Origin of the sequence: Paenibacillus sp. FSL M7-1455 (genome assembly GCF_038004655.1) — a bacterium.
GTDB lineage: Bacteria > Bacillota > Bacilli > Paenibacillales > Paenibacillaceae > Paenibacillus_AQ > Paenibacillus_AQ cookii.
This window is the reverse complement of record NZ_JBBORO010000001.1, coordinates 5,245,209-5,260,655: the sequence shown is the minus strand read 5'-3', so window position 1 is coordinate 5,260,655 and position 15,447 is coordinate 5,245,209. Positions and strand designations below refer to the sequence as shown.

The window sequence follows — 15,447 nt, the reverse complement described above, 5'->3', positions numbered from 1 at the left end:
GGAGGAGATATTCGATGGAAACCTGGAAAAGTTATCGGATTTATTATCAAAATTACGCCATGTACGACGGGCTTATCCTGCTGCTTGCCGATCTTATGGAGAGATGGATGGCCGAAGGGAACATTTCAAAATGGTTTTTTCTCAGATATTGGGAGGACGGACCGCATATCCGCATTCGTTATCTCGGTCCGGAAGGGCAGGATGCGGAAGAACTGTTCGAAAAGGCCCGATCGTGGATACGGCAGCATCCCGCCGGCAGCCGGCTCACCAAGCAGGAGTACTTCCGCAATCATAAATTCGACGGGGTGCCGTTGCCGCTTGAACAGCTGGGCTGGTACGAGGAAGGGGAGATCGTGGCAAAGCCTTATGAGCCGGAATACGAGCGGTATGGCGGAGTGCGGCTGATGCCGCTGACGGAGACGCTTTTTCTTGAATCGAGCCGGATGGCCGTTCGGCTTCTCCGACTTACGCAGCAATCTTCGTTTACGGCACGTTTTTTGGTAGCCATGACGGCCGTGGAGGAGCTGGCGAATCTCTTTTTCGCCGGGAACGTCCGGCTTGGAGGCGTGGTTTCCTATTACCGCAAAAGCGCGGACAGCTGGAAACGCCTCTATCAATTGGAACGGATGCCGATTCCGGACCGTTTCGTTCAAGCAGGGAAGGATTATCTCCGGCTGAAAGAAGCGGCCTCCCGCCTGATCCGTTCCGATGAGGAGTACGGCAGGTTGCGCGAAAGGCTGATCGCCGGCTGCTCCGCGATTGCGGATGCGATCGAAGACGATCAAAAGGTCAGGTCGATATTCTACTCGCATCTTCATATGCTGAACAACCGTCTCGGGATGGGCCCGGAATATGAATACGCGCTTTATGAAGTCTTATGGAGATTCCATACCGGTCAGGAGGCGAACGTAAATGCAACCGTCTCATAACGAGCTTTCCGAATTTTATGATTATGACGTGCTGTTCGAGGAGTTGGCGAATCAGGAACCGCGGTCCGTCGCATGGCGTTTTAACCAGCGGCCGCTGGACGATTACGTTTTTTCCAAGCATGAAGTGCCCCTGCCTGAATATTTGGAGAAAATTGCGCTGGAGCGGGGAGCGGCGTTTCCCGAAAACGCGGAGGCCGAATTGGCCCGGCTGCTGCTTAAACGAAGATCAACCTTTATTAACGGCATGGGGCAGACGTGGACCTTATCCGACGTGAACGCTTTGTTGACCTGGTCGGCGGGAATCCGCGATACTCACCGCCATATGGGCAGCCGGGGAACGGAAGAAGTGATTGCGATGCGTACATATCCCTCGGGCGGCGCCATGTATCCGATTAAGCTGTACATGTATATCCGCGGCGTGGAGGGGCTGGAGGAGGGCGTGTACTATTACGCGCCGGTACAGCAGGAGCTCTACCGGTATCGGGGTTCTCTTGAAATAGGCGAGCTTGAACGGATGCTTCCGATGACGCTATACAAAACGGATGCCCGCAGTTCCATGCTGGAAGGCGTTTCGATTTTGCTGTTTTTCATTGCAGACCTGCAGTACAGTTTCCGGAAATACGGGCGGTTGTCTTACAAGCTTGCATTGATCGAGGCAGGCCACATCGCCCAGAACATCCAGCTGATCAGCACCGCGCTCGATAAACGAACGCTGCCCATCTGCGGCTTTTTTGCCGATAAAGTGGAGGAAATGCTGCAGGTGCGTGAACAAAAATACCAGCACTGCGTGTACGCCATGCTGCTGGGGTAAAGGAGGAGGACATTCAAATGATTAATGCCTTTTTCGAACTAGAGCCGGCCGAAAAGGCTTTGCGGGTGATGAACCGTTACCGCCGCGACCATCCGCTTTACACGATTCCCCATCAAGAGCCCGAGAAGCTGAAGCGGATTTTGGAGAACCAAGACCTGCCTGCGGGCGCCCAGGGGGTCCAAAACTTGTACCATAAAGGGATTTTGGTGGACCGGGTCCGCTCGGAAGGGCTGGAAAGGTTCAAACGGTTCTTTTCGCAGGTTGGCCCCGACGTGGATCTCTATTCATTGTCGCTGGTCGTCGCCAGGGAATATTTGCGGTCGGAGTTTGCCGTCATCGCATACGCGGACGCGGACTTGGACCTTCGGTTGTGGCAGACCCCGCCGCCTAAAGACACTGACGCTCCGAGAAACTATCTGGTCTTGTACCGCGAGCCCGGACAGCTTCGGCAGCTGAAGCAGGAGATGGATGCCAAGCGGGGAGATACCCTGTTTCTGTGCCGTGTCATGCAAGGCCGGATCGCCGAGATTGGGCCGATGTACGTCACTCACCCAACCTTTTGCCTGGATTGCATGGTCCGCAAGCTCGAAGCTTATCATATCCGTTGGTCGAGTCCGTTGTCGGTGCCTGCCGGACAGCTCCTGGAAGAGGAGTTCCTTAAATCGCTGATCGACCACTACAGCTCCTATATTACATTGCTCTCTACCGTCCATGAGCGGAAAATGGTGCTTCGCGATCGGGAGATCGGTTTTACGAGTTTGATCACCCCGCGTTATTCCCGCTGCCATTGCCTAATAAGCTGAATAAAAGCGTCTGCCGGCCGATCCAGGGCCTGCAGATGCTTTTTTTCAATATTATAGGGTTTATCAATTTCGGGGCTCCCCGCTAAGTACCTGAATCCGCTTCGAAGCCAAGGCCCCGCTTTGCGGGGCAGTTTTAGGAAAACTATGGAAACGAGTTGTATCATCCATTAAAATAAGAGTTAAATATTGGTGGAAATCGCGAAATTTCGGGAGGGGAGTTCGTGGAGCAATTTGAACCCAGGATCATGTCCGAATTGGAAGGCCAAGCAAAGGCGTTTTTTAGAGTCGAAATGCTGCTTGAGGCTGCTTTGGCGTCTTTGCGGGTGAAGCAAGCCGAATCCCTGTTGTTCGGCAAAATGACCGTTTTGCATTACCGGATGTTCGGCGGGGAAGGCGACGCCGTCTACAGGGCTGCGGCAGCGGTGGAGCTGATGATTCTTGGCCTGGACATCATCGACGATTTGCAGGATGAAGACCATGGAGGAATGCCCTGGCACCGGCTTTCGAAGGATATTGCGCTAAACCTCGCCATCGGCTTTTTGACCTTATCCCAGGAGACGCTGCTTTACAGCGACTTTCCGCTGGAGAGGGTGCATGAGTCCGCAGCCTTTTTAAACCGTCAAATGCTGGTGGCCATTAACGGCCAAACGTTGGATCTGCTGAATGCCGCCCGCGACGAGGATGAATACCTGAAGATGGTGGAGCAAAAGTCGGCGGCCTTATTGGTATGCGCCTGCATGATTGGAGTCATTTTGGCTACCGGACAGGCCGACGAACGGGTGGCCGAATATGCCAGGGAGGTCGGCATCGCCGCTCAGATTAAAAACGATTATAGGGATTTGCTGGATTGGGGAAACAAAAATGATTTTTTGCGGCGCAAAAAAACGCTCCCGGTACTGTTTTTGCTTTCTACTGCCGAGGAACAGGATGAACGCTGGATCGTGGACTATTTCGCGGGCCGCCTCCAACCGGAGGAGGTGCTGCATCGCGAAGAGGAGTTTTGCGCCGTGGTGCAGCGGACAGGCACCGCATTATATACTTCCGTTCGGATGAGATCCCACTATTACCGGTTTCTGAACATCATCGAGGGCATGGATATGGACGCGAAATGGCGTGACTTAATGATCGAAGCCGCGCGCTAACAAGCCGATAAACTTGTTCGGGGTACCGCAATGATGCCGCAAACTCCCACGCAATCGATTTGCGGGAAATACGTGATACGTTGTCGTTTTGCAATGGATGCTGCCTTGATATATTGAAATCAAAGGAAGCAAATTGATCCATTGGGAGGAAACGACAATGTTGAAAGAAATGATTCGCAAAATCGTAACGGAACCTGAATTTATGGCCCGGATTCAAAACGGACAGCTGCAGCTGGCCGGCATGTCGGCATTCGAACAGCGCGCATTTTTGGATGTCATGCAAGAGCGCAAACCGGATGACTCCCTCCGCAAAAGCGCATATTGGGCTTAAATTCTCAAGTTGCTTAAACCCCCATACAACATTAAGTGATCTGGAGGCCTACTTCATTGTCGAAATGGACGAACAACATCAAACTTGCTGCAGGATGGATTGCACTCATCGTATTGGTCGCATATTTGGCAGGCGTCATCATCAACCAGCGGGACATGGGGATCGACGTCGCTCCGAACGCGGACGGCCGCATGGCCGTGACGGCCATCGAGCCCGACAGCTGGGCCAAAGGCATCATTAAGCCCGGCGACATCGTGGTCAATGTGGACGGAGCCGATCCCCTTCAATCGGAAGCGATCCGGACGTATGGAGTCATTGTAGGCGCAGACCACATCGAGATCGAACGTCAAGCCCCGGACGGTTCTTCGTATACGATGACGCTGCCCGTTGATCATGGCGTTTCGGCGTACGGCACGTTATTTTATCTGGTCATCCCCGGCTTATCTCTGGTGCTGCTGCTGATTTTCTCGGTTTATGTATACAAGAAGGAAAAGGAAGACCGGGCTGCCAAGCTCTTGATCCTGTTTTTTCTGAGCATTGGTCTAAGTTATTTCAGCTCGGCGGCTTCGGGGCTGCTGAACCCCGTCGGAAGAATTACGCTCGGAATCAGTTTCGCCAGCATACCGGTCTTCTTTATCCACTTCATGGAGGCCTATCTTCGGAACTATCAAGAACGATTTATTACCAGGGCGGGGCTTAGAGCGTTTTACCTGTTCGCCTCGTTGGTCGGCATGATGATGGTGCTGAGCGTCATTCCCGGAATCCCGATCCATCCGTACGAGACGACGGCGCTGCTTGTGTTTTTCGTGTACGCCAATGTGGTCATCGTTTACAAATTGATTAGCAAATTCATAAAGCACCGTTCCGGGGAGCTCCGCTCGCTTTTCAAAATTACGTTAACCGGACATACGGTTGCTTTTCTGCCATTTTTGCTGTTTGACGCGATTCCCGGTTTTTTCGGCCTGTCCTTTGCCCCGGCAAAGCTGACGGCGATTTTTCTGGTGGCCATTCCGGTCGTGTATTTTTATCTCTTTATCACGAAAAGGCTGTTTGATATCGACTTTGTGCTGAACCGCTTCTTTTATTATACGTCGATTTCTTTTATTCCGGCTTTGGTCATCATCGGTTTGATGGCCGTAATTATGCATCAGGATCAATATACCTGGGTCAAGTGGATTCAGATTTTTTTATTGGTCTACCTCATGATTACGCTGTTTTTGTTCGCCAAGGAATTTATGGACTATAGGCTCAGGCCTCACTTTCTTAAGGAAACTCATGATTTTCAAGGAAGCATCGACCGCTTTTCCAAGCGGATTTCGAAGGTGATGAAACGTTCCGATCTGGAGAAGCTGCTGGAGCGGGAGGTCTGCATGATTTTGCCCGTTCGGAATGTCTCCTTTCTGAAAATCGTTCAGGATAAAAGCATGGACCGACCTGCGGTTTCGGGGGACGGGAAAGCCGCTCCGGAGATCGAAGCCGCGCTGCAAAAACTGGGCCATAAGCCGGCGGTAGGAGATATGATTCGCCTGCCGGTCGGCACCGGGCTGGTGACGGGCAATTACGGAACAACGCAGCACGTATTGTGGATCGACGAAAAGGTTAACCATACGAGCCTCAACATGGACGAAAAAAACTGGCTCAAAACGATTGCCCATTACAGCGGGATCGTATACGAAAACCTGTATTTGATCGAAGGGTTGATCGAGAACCTGGAAATGGAGATGAAAAGCCAGAGGGAGGCGCCATCCTGGGTGCTCCGCCTGATTTTTACCCTTTCCGAAAACGAGCGCAGACGGCTTGCTTCGGATCTGCATGATGCGGCTTTGCAGGATCAGCTCATCTGGTACCGGAAGCTGGAGTCGCTGATGCTGGATTACCCGATGGAAGACGGCTTGCTGGAACAGCTGGACCAGATCAAAGAAGGACTTCTCGACGTTATACATCAGATCAGGCAGACATGCAACGAGCTGCGCCCGCCCCTCCTGAAAGAGATGGGGATCGTGGAGGCGCTGGAACAGCTGATTCAGCAGGAGCAGATCCGCTCCAATTATGCCGTGACGCTTCGGGCGGAACCGACCGTCATCGAGCTTAACGACGTGCAAATATTGGCGGTTTACCGTATCGTGCAGGAATTGCTGCGAAACGCCGACAAGCATGCGGGGGCGTCCCAAATCCTGATCGAGCTGGAGCAGCGCGACAGCGAATTGTATTTTTACTATAAGGATGACGGCCGCGGGCTTCAGCTGACGGAACTTACCGATTCGTTCAAACATATGGGGATTTCGGGTATCAAGGAACGCGTGCGCAGCCTTGACGGGGATATTGTTTTTCATTCGGAACCGGGCAAAGGCTTTGAAGTTCAGTTGACGCTGCCGATGAATCCCCACAGTGAAGAAGGAGGAGAGAACGATGATTCGTATTTTGCTAGTTGACGACCATCCTTCGGTTTGTGAGGGTACGAAAACGATGATCGAACAGGACCCCGATATGGAAGTAACGGTTTCCTATCATTCGCCGGAGGCGCTGGAAATAGCCAAAACCCAGGAATTTGACGTCATGCTGTTTGATCTTAACATTCCGGTGATCAGCGGTCTGGAGCTTACCAAACGATTGATGGGCATCAATCCGGATTTTCGGATTCTGATCTATACGGGCTACGAGATCAGCTCGAATTTCAATTTGCTGGTGGAGGCGGGGGTTTCGGGCATCATAAGCAAAACGGCCAGCCGGGAGCAGCTGTTAAATGCGATCCGCTGCGCGCTCCGCGGGGAAGCGGTAATACCTGTTTCGCTTTTGAGGCAGCTGCGGCGAAGCGAGGTACGGCTCTCTTCCATCCGCAACGATAAGACGATGGAGGACGTCTCCATTAATGAGCGGGAGCAGGAAATTTTGCAGGAGGTCGCAGGCGGCAGCAGCAACAAGGATATCGCCGCGAAGCTGCTTATGAGCCAGCGTACGGTCGAGTACAATTTGACCCGGATCTTCGAAAAACTGGGCGTGCGTTCACGCTCGGAGGCGATTGTAGAGGCTAAAAGGCTCGGGCTGATCCACAATGGGGAATTCGTGTAATTCCGGGGTTCTTGGATGTGAGTGCCGCGAGGCATTGATGAATTGGGGTGGTAACACGTGAGCAATCAGGCTCTCGTCCCTTATGGGGATGAGGGCTTTTTTGTATTTTCAAGAGGAGTCAACGATGGGCGGTGTGGGTTCCCGGCCTGCTTGCGCGGTACGAGCCGGATTCCATCCGGCATTTCCTGATTGCAAACGGACCGGAACGCCGGGATGCGGATTTTTTCGTGGCGCAAACTGACCGGTCTCGCGCTCTTGTTCGAGCGAATCGAACCCTCCCGGATCGCGGAGGAAACGGAGCGTCTTCGGCAAAGCTGGCATAAGGAGTGAAAATGCTTCGAATAACAACCATTTTAACGCACTATGATTTTTGTGAATTCCCGTATGAAAATATTGACAATCCAAATTTGGGCGGGTAAATTAAACGATGTATTAAACATTGTTTAAAAACGGCCGGAAAGGGGGACGGAACCCGCTTTGATGAAGGAAGACAGCTCGGTAAACGCAGCAGGGAACGATACCAAATTAGACTTGTTAAACGCCACCGTCGAGCTGATCCGGGAGGAAGGGATCGCATGCGTTACGCTGCGCAGAATTGCGGATAAGGCGGCAACGAATTTGGCGCTGGTCAACTACCATTTCGGCTCGAAGGAGAAACTGATCGCACAAGCCATCGGCAGCATCGTAGGCACTTTTGGGGACGCCTTCGCCCTGCTTGACGAACATGACCTGGAGCCGATTGAGCGGCTGAAGCAGTTTTTTTGCCGGTATATTTCGCATCTTCAGGAGTATCCGGGCCTAGCCAAGGAGCTGCTTGACCAGAGCCGGCTGATCCTCTGCTCCCAAAACGAATATGTCCGGTACAGCAAAGTGATGAAGACGGAAAAGCTGATGGACACGTTAATGGAGATCACGGGCGAAACGGACGAATCGGTTGTGCGCGGCATGATGGCCCAGCTTTACGGAGCATTGTTTTACCCGGTCATCATGAACTCTTACCTCGGCATGGGCGGGGAAGAGCCTGCGCCGGAGATTCGCCTGCCTGATCTGGAAGATCAGGTCGACATGCTGTTCAGTCACTATTTTCACCGGTACAAAACAGATTAAAGAGATGTTAGAGACGAATCCAACTATAGAAATGAGTGGAGAAACCTATGTCTAAACCGCTGTCGGGCCATACTGCCGCCGAAGAGGCGCCTTTTTCGCTCAAGGCGATCCTTCCGCCTCTTTTGGCGATCATCGTCGGGATGATTATGGTTATTTTGGACGGTACGGTCGTGAATGTCGCCGTTCCGAACCTGGTAGACTTTTTCAATTCCGATCTAAAAACGATCCAGTGGGCCATAACCGGCTACACGCTGGCGCTTTCGGCCGTCATTCCCCTTGCCGGCTGGATGACCGACCGCTTTGGGGCAAAGCAGGTTTTCGTCACGACGGTCGTCTTGTTCGTGCTGGGATCGGCTTTGTGTTCGATCGCCCAAAATGCAACGCAGCTGATCATCTACCGCGTCATTCAGGGGTTCGGGGGCGGCATGGTCGCGCCGATCGGGATGGCGATGGTGTTCAAGCTGGCGCCGCCGGAACGCCGGGGCGCGATCATGGGGATGCTCGGGGTGCCGATGCTGCTGGCCCCGGCCCTCGGACCGGTATTGTCCGGATGGCTCGTGGAATACGCCAACTGGCGCTGGATCTTCCTGATCAACGTGCCGATCGGCGTCGTTGCCGTCATTCTCGGCATCGCTTATTTGCCGAAGGCGGACCGCTTCGCGCCGAAGCAGCTGGATCTGCTGGGCATTCTTCTGGCGCCGATCGCGTTTGCGATGCTGGCCTACGGCGTCAACGAGGGCGGGAGCGTATCCTGGACCTCGCGCGGAGCCGAGCTTGGCCTCGCGATTGGCGGCGTGGCTTTGGTGTTGTTCATCATCGTGGAGCTGCTTCATAAAAATCCGCTGCTCGAGCTGCGGGTATTCCGCTCGTCGGATTTTACGCGCGGGATCATTTTGACGTGGATCATGCAGGCCTCGCTGTTCGGCTGCATGCTGTTCGTGCCGCTGTACCTGCAAACCATCCGCCAATTTACGCCGCTGGAGACCGGCCTGATCCTGCTGCCGCAGGCGCTTTGCTCCGCCATTGCGATGCCGATCGGCGGCAAATTTTTCGATCAATACGGCGCCCGTCCGGTCTCCTTCGTCGGACTCGTCATCATTGCCGTATCCTTGTTTTTGCTGAGCGGAATCCATGCCGACACGTCGCTTTACGTCATCATGCCGCTGCTTGGGGCCATGGGCTTCGGCATGGGCTTGTCGATGATGCCGCTGAACACGCATGTGCTGAATGCGGCGCCCCGCCAGTGGGTGAACCGCGTGACGCCGCTTACGTCGGCGCTGCAGCAGGTGGTCGTGTCCTTTGCCGTAGCCGGCATGACCGGATATATGACGAGCCGCATCAACCATCATGTCGGAGCGGCCGGAAAAGGAGGCAACCCGCTGGAGGCCACGGTGCTTGGCTTCGACGACGTCTTTTTGCTGTCGGCCTGGATGGCCGTCGCAGGCGTCGCGCTTTGCCTCATTTTGCGCAAACCGAAGGAAATGATCGTGGGGTCGGGGCCGGAAGGCGAAGGCAAGCCGGATCCGTCGCTCATGATCGGACACTGATTCGGACAGCCGCGCCCTAATGCCGCATAGAGCCTGAAGCCTGTTTGCTTGCATGAATCCGGCTTCGGGCTCTTTTCCTCCATAACGATACGCCGGCGGGAATCTTCGGATTCGCGCGCAAGAGCTTTGAACGTCCGGCATGCGGCGGCATATCGCAGAAAGTGGAATGTTCGCGCCCATTCAGGATATGATGTAAGATAGACGTTTTCTTTTTGGAGGAAACAGGCAAAAATTTTTTAGGCTGCAGTTGAAACCTTAGCAGCTGAATTATCGTATTAGCATTTTATATAGATTGATTAATCTTATTTTGCAAAGGAGAAGATGAGCTTTACATGGACAGTGACAGGTATGTATTAAATTTGGTTTTGGTTGCACTCATGATTGGATTGTCGGCCTTTTTCGTAGCAGTGGAATTTGCGGTGATCCGCGTCCGCGCCAGCCGCGTGGACCAGCTGATCGCCGAAGGGCGCAAAGGCGCGAATGCCGTGAAAAAGGTGCTTGGAGACCTGGACGGCTATTTATCGGCCTGCCAGCTCGGAATTACGATTACGTCGCTTGTGCTGGGCTTTCTCGGAGAGCCGACGGTGGAGAAAATTTTGCATCCGCTGTTTGAAAAATGGAATGTTTCCGAAGGGTTAAGTTCTTTCTTGTCCCTCCTGATCGCTTTTGTCGTCATTACGTACCTTCATGTGGTCATCGGCGAACTGGCGCCGAAAACGGTGGCGATCCGCAAAGCGGAAACCATTGCGCTCTGGTTCTCGGCCCCCATTATCTGGTTTAAGAAAATCATGTACCCGTTTATCTGGCTGCTTAACGGTTCGGCCAATCAGCTTGTCCGTTTGTTCGGCGTCAAGCCGGCTTCGGAGCATGAGGAAGCCCATACCGAAGAAGAACTGCAAATCATCTTGAATGAAAGTTACGAAAGCGGAAAAATCAACGACAACGAATTCGGATACGTAAGCCGGATCTTTGCGTTTGACAATATGCTGGCCAAGGAAATTATGGTGCCGCGGACCGATATGGTCTGTCTCGACAAAAACAAGCCGCGCAGCGAAAACGTGGAAATCATCAAACATCAGCAGTACACCCGTTTCCCGCTGATCGACGGCAGCAAAGACAACGTCATCGGCATCATCAATACGAAGCAATTTTTCCTTGCCTACGAGGATGACCCTAACGTCGACGTGTCCACGTTGATTCATCCGGTCATGGCCGTGTCGGAAGTGACGCCGGTCAGCGTGCTCCTGCAGCGGATGCAGAAGGAGGGCACGCATATGGCGATTTTGATCGACGAATACGGCGGCACGTCCGGGCTCGTGACGATCGAGGATATCATCGAGGAAATCGTGGGCGAGATCCGCGACGAATTTGATGCGGACGAAGAAGAAGAAGTTCAGGAAGTGGAGAAAAACCACCTGATCGTTGACGGCATGGTCTCTGTTTCCCAAATCAACGACTACTTCCATCTCGAACTGGACACGAAGGAATGGGATACGATCGGCGGCTGGCTGTACAGCCAGAGCAATGAAATGGAAGAAAACGAGTCCTTCGAGCATGAAGGGGTGACGTTCAAGCTGCTGGAACGGGAGAACAACCGTTTCTGCAAGCTGGAAATTATTAAGGAAACGCAAAGCGAGGAATAAAAGATGGACAACTCCGTGAATTGGGCGAGCCGCTTTAAAAAGTTTTTTCTGAACAACCGTTTCGTATTGTTTTTGCTGGTGCTGCTCCTGATCGGCCTCAATATTATGGTGCTCAGCAAAATATCGTTTATCTTCCATCCGGTGGCCGTTCTGTTGAAAACCGTCATTTTGCCCATTATCCTCACGGGGATTGTGTATTATCTGCTGAATCCGATCGTCGATTTTCTTGAGCGGCACAAGGTGGGGCGGCTGCAGTCCATATTGCTGCTGTACGTGCTCATCATCGGCATCATTGCGGTGCTGCTGACGCTTGTCATTCCGGTCATCCGGCAGCAAATCATGGACCTGGTCACGAACTTTCCGGCATACAGCGAGATGATCCGGGTGCAAGTCGAACATCTGATGGGCAGCAAATTGATCAATCAAATCCAGGAGTCCATCAATTTCGACCCGCAGGAAATGATTCGCACCGTTTCCGAAAAAGCATCGACCTTCCTGAACAAAACGTGGACGGGGATCGGCGGGGTTCTCGGCAATATCATTGAAGTGGTGCTGGCCATCGTGACGGTGCCGTTCATCCTGTTCTATTTGCTGAAGGACGGGAAGAAGCTGCCGGGTTTCATCCTCGGCTTCGTCCCTACCAAGCTGCGCGGGGAAACAAGCCGCGTCATGAACGAGATGAACCATCAGATCAGCTCCTACATTCGCGGGCAGATCATCGTCAGCTTCTGCATCGGCGTGCTGTTGTTCATCGGCTATATTATTATCGGGCTGAAATATTCGCTCATTTTGGCCGTCATCGCCGCCTTCACCAGCGTCGTGCCGTATTTGGGGCCGGCCATCGCGATTACGCCCGCGCTGATCGTCGCCGCGGTTACGTCCCCGATGATGCTGCTGAAAATGATCATCGTTTGGACGGTGGTGCAGCTGATCGAAGGCAAGTTCATTTCGCCGCAGGTGATGGGCAAGACGCTGAAAATCCACCCGATTACGATCATTTTCGTCATCTTGACGAGCGGCAACCTGTTCGGCATCGTCGGCGTTTTGCTGGCCGTGCCGGGGTACGCCGTGTTGAAGGTCGTCGTTTCCCACATCTACCGGTGGTTTAAAGTCCGCTCCGGTTTATACGAACCGGTGAAGCCGGAGCAATCATAAACGCTAAAATCCGCAGGCATGTCCTGCGGATTTTTTTGTGTTTCATAAGGGAGCTATTAGGCAGGAGAAGCAGTGGGGATTGAGGTATATCTATTAGCTCGCAAATGATATCATTTAGAGGAATTAAAAAGCCGATCAGGGGGAGTGTGGCAGGTGCAAACGAAGATTTAACCCAATGGCATGCCTGCTTGCGGGACCGGAAAATGCTGTCGCAGAAGACGTATGCCAGGTTTTTTAATGTGAACAAAAACAACTATTGTTATGGGCTGGAACATCATCAAATGTACGGAACGGACCGTCATTCCCATGGGGGAGATCACCTTGGCGTAAGTGCTTTTGTGCAGCATTATTTTGAAGAAGATATTTGCATTATCATTCTTTCGAATAACGAAGCGATGAATCAGTATAGATTAGGCAATGCCGTTTCGGATATTCTGCATGGCGTTGAAGTCGGCGTTCCCGGCAAACCCGAAGAATTCTTCATGGGCGAAAACAAGCTTAAGCAGTATTGCGGTACATACTTCAAAGATAAAATCCAAGTGGAACTCATTCACGGCAAGTTATACTTTACGAGGTTCGCCGGCAATCTCCACATCGAAATCTATCCGGTGGACGAGGGGAAATTCGTTCGCAGGCATTCCGATCAGATCCATCCTTATAACATTCATGAGAACGAAGCTGGACAGATGACGTTTTTCGGGTATGCCAAGGAGGAAGACGCCAAGAAATAATCCGTCTGCAGCCGGTTGGCAATAAAAAAGCTTTCTATAGCCACCCCATCGGGTGATTATAAAAAGCCGGTCAGCTTTGCAGCGTCGATCGCATCTATTTAAAATTTTCCGGGGAATTGTTTGACAATGCCTTCCGTCAGGATGTCCGCCAAATGAATCATATGGATCTCGTTTTTGTCGGTTGCCGCAATATCGGCTTTCCAGTCCCCTTTGAGACAGTCGAGGACGATTTCCGTAATCAACTGAAGGTGGGTATACAGCATGTCCTGCAGCGTTTTAAACGGCCAGTTCGGATTCGCCGCGCTTAAAAATTTGGCGATATCGTCGGCGTTCCGATGCCAGTCCGCCTCCAACCTTTGCACATCCGCCTGATTGCCCGCTTTGGCCGCATCGACAATTTTTCCTGCGATCAGAATATGCTCTCTCAGAAGATCGGCCAGCTTATTGCCGGCGGCTTCTCCATAATAAGGTTTGATCACATTGCCTATATCCTGCTGGTTCCGCAACAGCCGGTCCAACACGTCCTTTTGATCCGGGCGATTGGAAATGGCGCTGACAATATAGCTGCGGGTCCATATCGTACGGTCAATCCAGACCTTCTGCATATCGGTTTTCAACTGGACCATTTTCGGACTTAGGCAGGTCTTATCCAGATTCTTTTCCTCTGCCGCCTTCGCTTGCGCAAATGCCTGCGGAGTCATGTTAAACAAAAGCGCCAAAGTTAACGGCAGCGCCAGTAACCATTTGTTTTTCACTTTATCTGCTCCTCTGTGCTTTGGATAAAACAGGCTGTCTTATTATGGGTGGATTTTCCGATTTTATGCAGCGGCTGGTTGCGGTTGATATGATGAGCAGCTTATTCGGGGAATTCTCACGTTCAGCCTTTTGGTTGGCAATAAGATCACGCTCCTTGGAGCCATTTTATTTTTGATTGGGTTCGCAGTCAACTCATCGTTTGCGGCGCTTAAAAATTGAACAAACCAGCGTTATCGATGAGGGAAACATCGGTAAGCGCGGGGTAAAAGAGATTAAGGTACTGACAGGGAAAGGCAATGTCGCCGCAATTTGCACGTATGAACATAGCGGTTATGTCGTCGACGATGAACTTTTGCTGATAAAAACGTTGGGGGACTGAATGTGCGACAGATTACTCACGGGTTACCACAAACCAAAACATTTTGTCTTTAGAGAATAGCCGGTTTGGCCGACTTCAGAAGGCGCAAAAATCCCTTCGCATGATCGAAGGGATTTTTGCCGCAGGGAATTCAATTGAACCCGCCGTTGACGCGAATCGTCTGTCCCGTAATCCAACGGGCTTGATCGCTGACGAACAGCTCGACGGCATTCGCAATGTCCTCCGGTTCGCCAAGCCGTCCGAACGCGTTCATTCGGCGGTACGAATCGACCAGCTCCGGCGATTTGCCGTTCAGAAACAGCTCGGTCGCGACTTGCCCGGGCGCGATGCAGTTGATGGTGATGTCCCGGGGACCGAATTCCTTGGCCAATTGCCGTGTCAGCTGCTCAACCGCGCCTTTTGTTGCGGCATATAGACTGTACGTCTGGAGCATTGCACCCGCAATGGACGTCGAGAAGTTAATGATTGTTCCGCCCGGCGCCATATGTTTCATCGCTTGCTGACAAGCGAAATACGTACCTTTGACGTTGAGCGCGAAATGCTGGTCGAAGATCTCTTCCGTCACGTCCGAGATCGTAACGTTTGCCATAACCCCTGCATTGTTGATCAAAATGTCCACGCGTCCGAACCGCTCCAACGTTTCCGAGAACAAGGCTTCGACTTCGGCCACCTTGCTCACGTCGGCCCGGATGGCCGCCGCTTGGCCGCCAAATTGCTCAATCGTCTTGACAACCTCGTCCGCTTTGTCCCGGCTCGAAGAATAATTGACAACCACCTTTGCTCCCGCTTTCGCCAATTGAAGGGCTACTTGCCGTCCGATCCCCCGCGACGCTCCGGTCACCAGTGCAACTTTTCCATTCAAACTCATTTCTTCTCCACTCCTTCATCCGATATGGGCCGATCGGTCGTTCGCCGAATTCGACCTTGCCAATTCATTATAGGAAGGATCGCTGCCTTGCCGTTAGATCATTTCTGTCCGATCCTTGCCTAATTCTCTTCCGTCTCCATATAATAGATGTAACATCCTGCCTGGAAAGGGGAACG

15 protein-coding genes are annotated in these 15,447 nt (G+C 52.4%); 13 read left to right on the top strand and 2 right to left on the bottom strand.

Annotated features, from left to right (window positions below; translation table 11 throughout):
• Positions 1–14 precede the first annotated feature (14 nt).
• The 13 genes from NYE48_RS24080 to NYE48_RS24020 all read left to right on the top strand — a co-directional run bounded on the left by NYE48_RS24080 (position 15) and on the right by NYE48_RS24020 (position 13,268).
• On the top strand, positions 15–929 hold the full coding sequence (locus tag NYE48_RS24080) for a thiopeptide-type bacteriocin biosynthesis protein (protein WP_341000203.1): 915 nt from the start codon (positions 15–17) through the stop codon (positions 927–929).
• Entirely contained in the window at positions 913–1,740 is an 828-nt protein-coding gene (locus tag NYE48_RS24075; protein WP_341000202.1) for a SagB/ThcOx family dehydrogenase, read from the top strand. The genes NYE48_RS24080 and NYE48_RS24075 overlap by 17 nt, the downstream gene beginning before the upstream one ends.
• A gap of 17 nt (positions 1,741–1,757) precedes the next feature.
• Positions 1,758–2,543 (top strand): hypothetical protein, encoded by a 786-nt coding sequence (locus NYE48_RS24070; RefSeq protein WP_341000201.1) that lies wholly within the window; start codon positions 1,758–1,760, stop codon positions 2,541–2,543.
• Between the two features lie 221 nt (positions 2,544–2,764).
• Positions 2,765–3,685: a polyprenyl synthetase family protein gene (locus NYE48_RS24065; protein WP_341000200.1), complete on the top strand. Its 921-nt coding sequence runs from the start codon at positions 2,765–2,767 to the stop codon at positions 3,683–3,685.
• Positions 3,686–3,842: 157 nt separating this feature from the next.
• Complete coding sequence (gene comX, locus NYE48_RS24060; protein WP_156124503.1) at positions 3,843–4,016, top strand: competence pheromone ComX; 174 nt, start codon at positions 3,843–3,845, stop codon at positions 4,014–4,016.
• Positions 4,017–4,072: 56 nt separating this feature from the next.
• Positions 4,073–6,448 carry a sensor histidine kinase gene (locus NYE48_RS24055; RefSeq protein WP_212949990.1) on the top strand — a complete coding sequence of 792 codons (2,376 nt, stop codon included), beginning with the start codon at positions 4,073–4,075 and terminating at the stop codon, positions 6,446–6,448.
• The gene (locus tag NYE48_RS24050; RefSeq protein ID WP_339323345.1) at positions 6,426–7,085 is read left to right on the top strand and encodes a response regulator transcription factor; all 660 of its coding nucleotides are present in this window, start codon (positions 6,426–6,428) and stop codon (positions 7,083–7,085) included. Before NYE48_RS24055 ends, NYE48_RS24050 begins: the two co-directional genes overlap by 23 nt.
• A 131-nt stretch (positions 7,086–7,216) precedes the next feature.
• The gene (locus NYE48_RS24045; protein ID WP_445324044.1) at positions 7,217–7,408 is read left to right on the top strand and encodes a hypothetical protein; all 192 of its coding nucleotides are present in this window, start codon (positions 7,217–7,219) and stop codon (positions 7,406–7,408) included.
• A gap of 157 nt (positions 7,409–7,565) precedes the next feature.
• A complete protein-coding gene (locus NYE48_RS24040) occupies positions 7,566–8,192 on the top strand; it encodes a TetR/AcrR family transcriptional regulator (RefSeq protein ID WP_341000722.1) in 627 nt (208 codons plus the stop codon).
• 47 nt (positions 8,193–8,239) lie between these two features.
• On the top strand, positions 8,240–9,739 hold the full coding sequence (locus NYE48_RS24035) for a DHA2 family efflux MFS transporter permease subunit (protein WP_341000199.1): 1,500 nt from the start codon (positions 8,240–8,242) through the stop codon (positions 9,737–9,739).
• Between the two features lie 332 nt (positions 9,740–10,071).
• Positions 10,072–11,382 carry a hemolysin family protein gene (locus NYE48_RS24030; RefSeq protein WP_341000198.1) on the top strand — a complete coding sequence of 437 codons (1,311 nt, stop codon included), beginning with the start codon at positions 10,072–10,074 and terminating at the stop codon, positions 11,380–11,382.
• A 3-nt stretch (positions 11,383–11,385) separates the two neighbouring features.
• A complete protein-coding gene (locus tag NYE48_RS24025) occupies positions 11,386–12,537 on the top strand; it encodes an AI-2E family transporter (RefSeq protein ID WP_036707350.1) in 1,152 nt (383 codons plus the stop codon).
• A gap of 146 nt (positions 12,538–12,683) precedes the next feature.
• A complete protein-coding gene (locus NYE48_RS24020; RefSeq protein WP_341000197.1) occupies positions 12,684–13,268 on the top strand; it encodes a hypothetical protein in 585 nt (194 codons plus the stop codon).
• Positions 13,269–13,366: 98 nt separating this feature from the next.
• Here NYE48_RS24020 and NYE48_RS24015 read toward each other — a convergent pair whose 3' ends face one another.
• Both NYE48_RS24015 and NYE48_RS24010 read right to left on the bottom strand, forming a co-directional pair.
• Positions 13,367–14,023: a glycosyltransferase gene (locus tag NYE48_RS24015; protein WP_341000196.1), complete on the bottom strand. Its 657-nt coding sequence runs from the start codon at positions 14,021–14,023 to the stop codon at positions 13,367–13,369.
• Between the two features lie 510 nt (positions 14,024–14,533).
• The gene (locus tag NYE48_RS24010; protein ID WP_036707357.1) at positions 14,534–15,271 is read right to left on the bottom strand and encodes an SDR family oxidoreductase; all 738 of its coding nucleotides are present in this window, start codon (positions 15,269–15,271) and stop codon (positions 14,534–14,536) included.
• Positions 15,272–15,447: the final 176 nt, after the last annotated feature.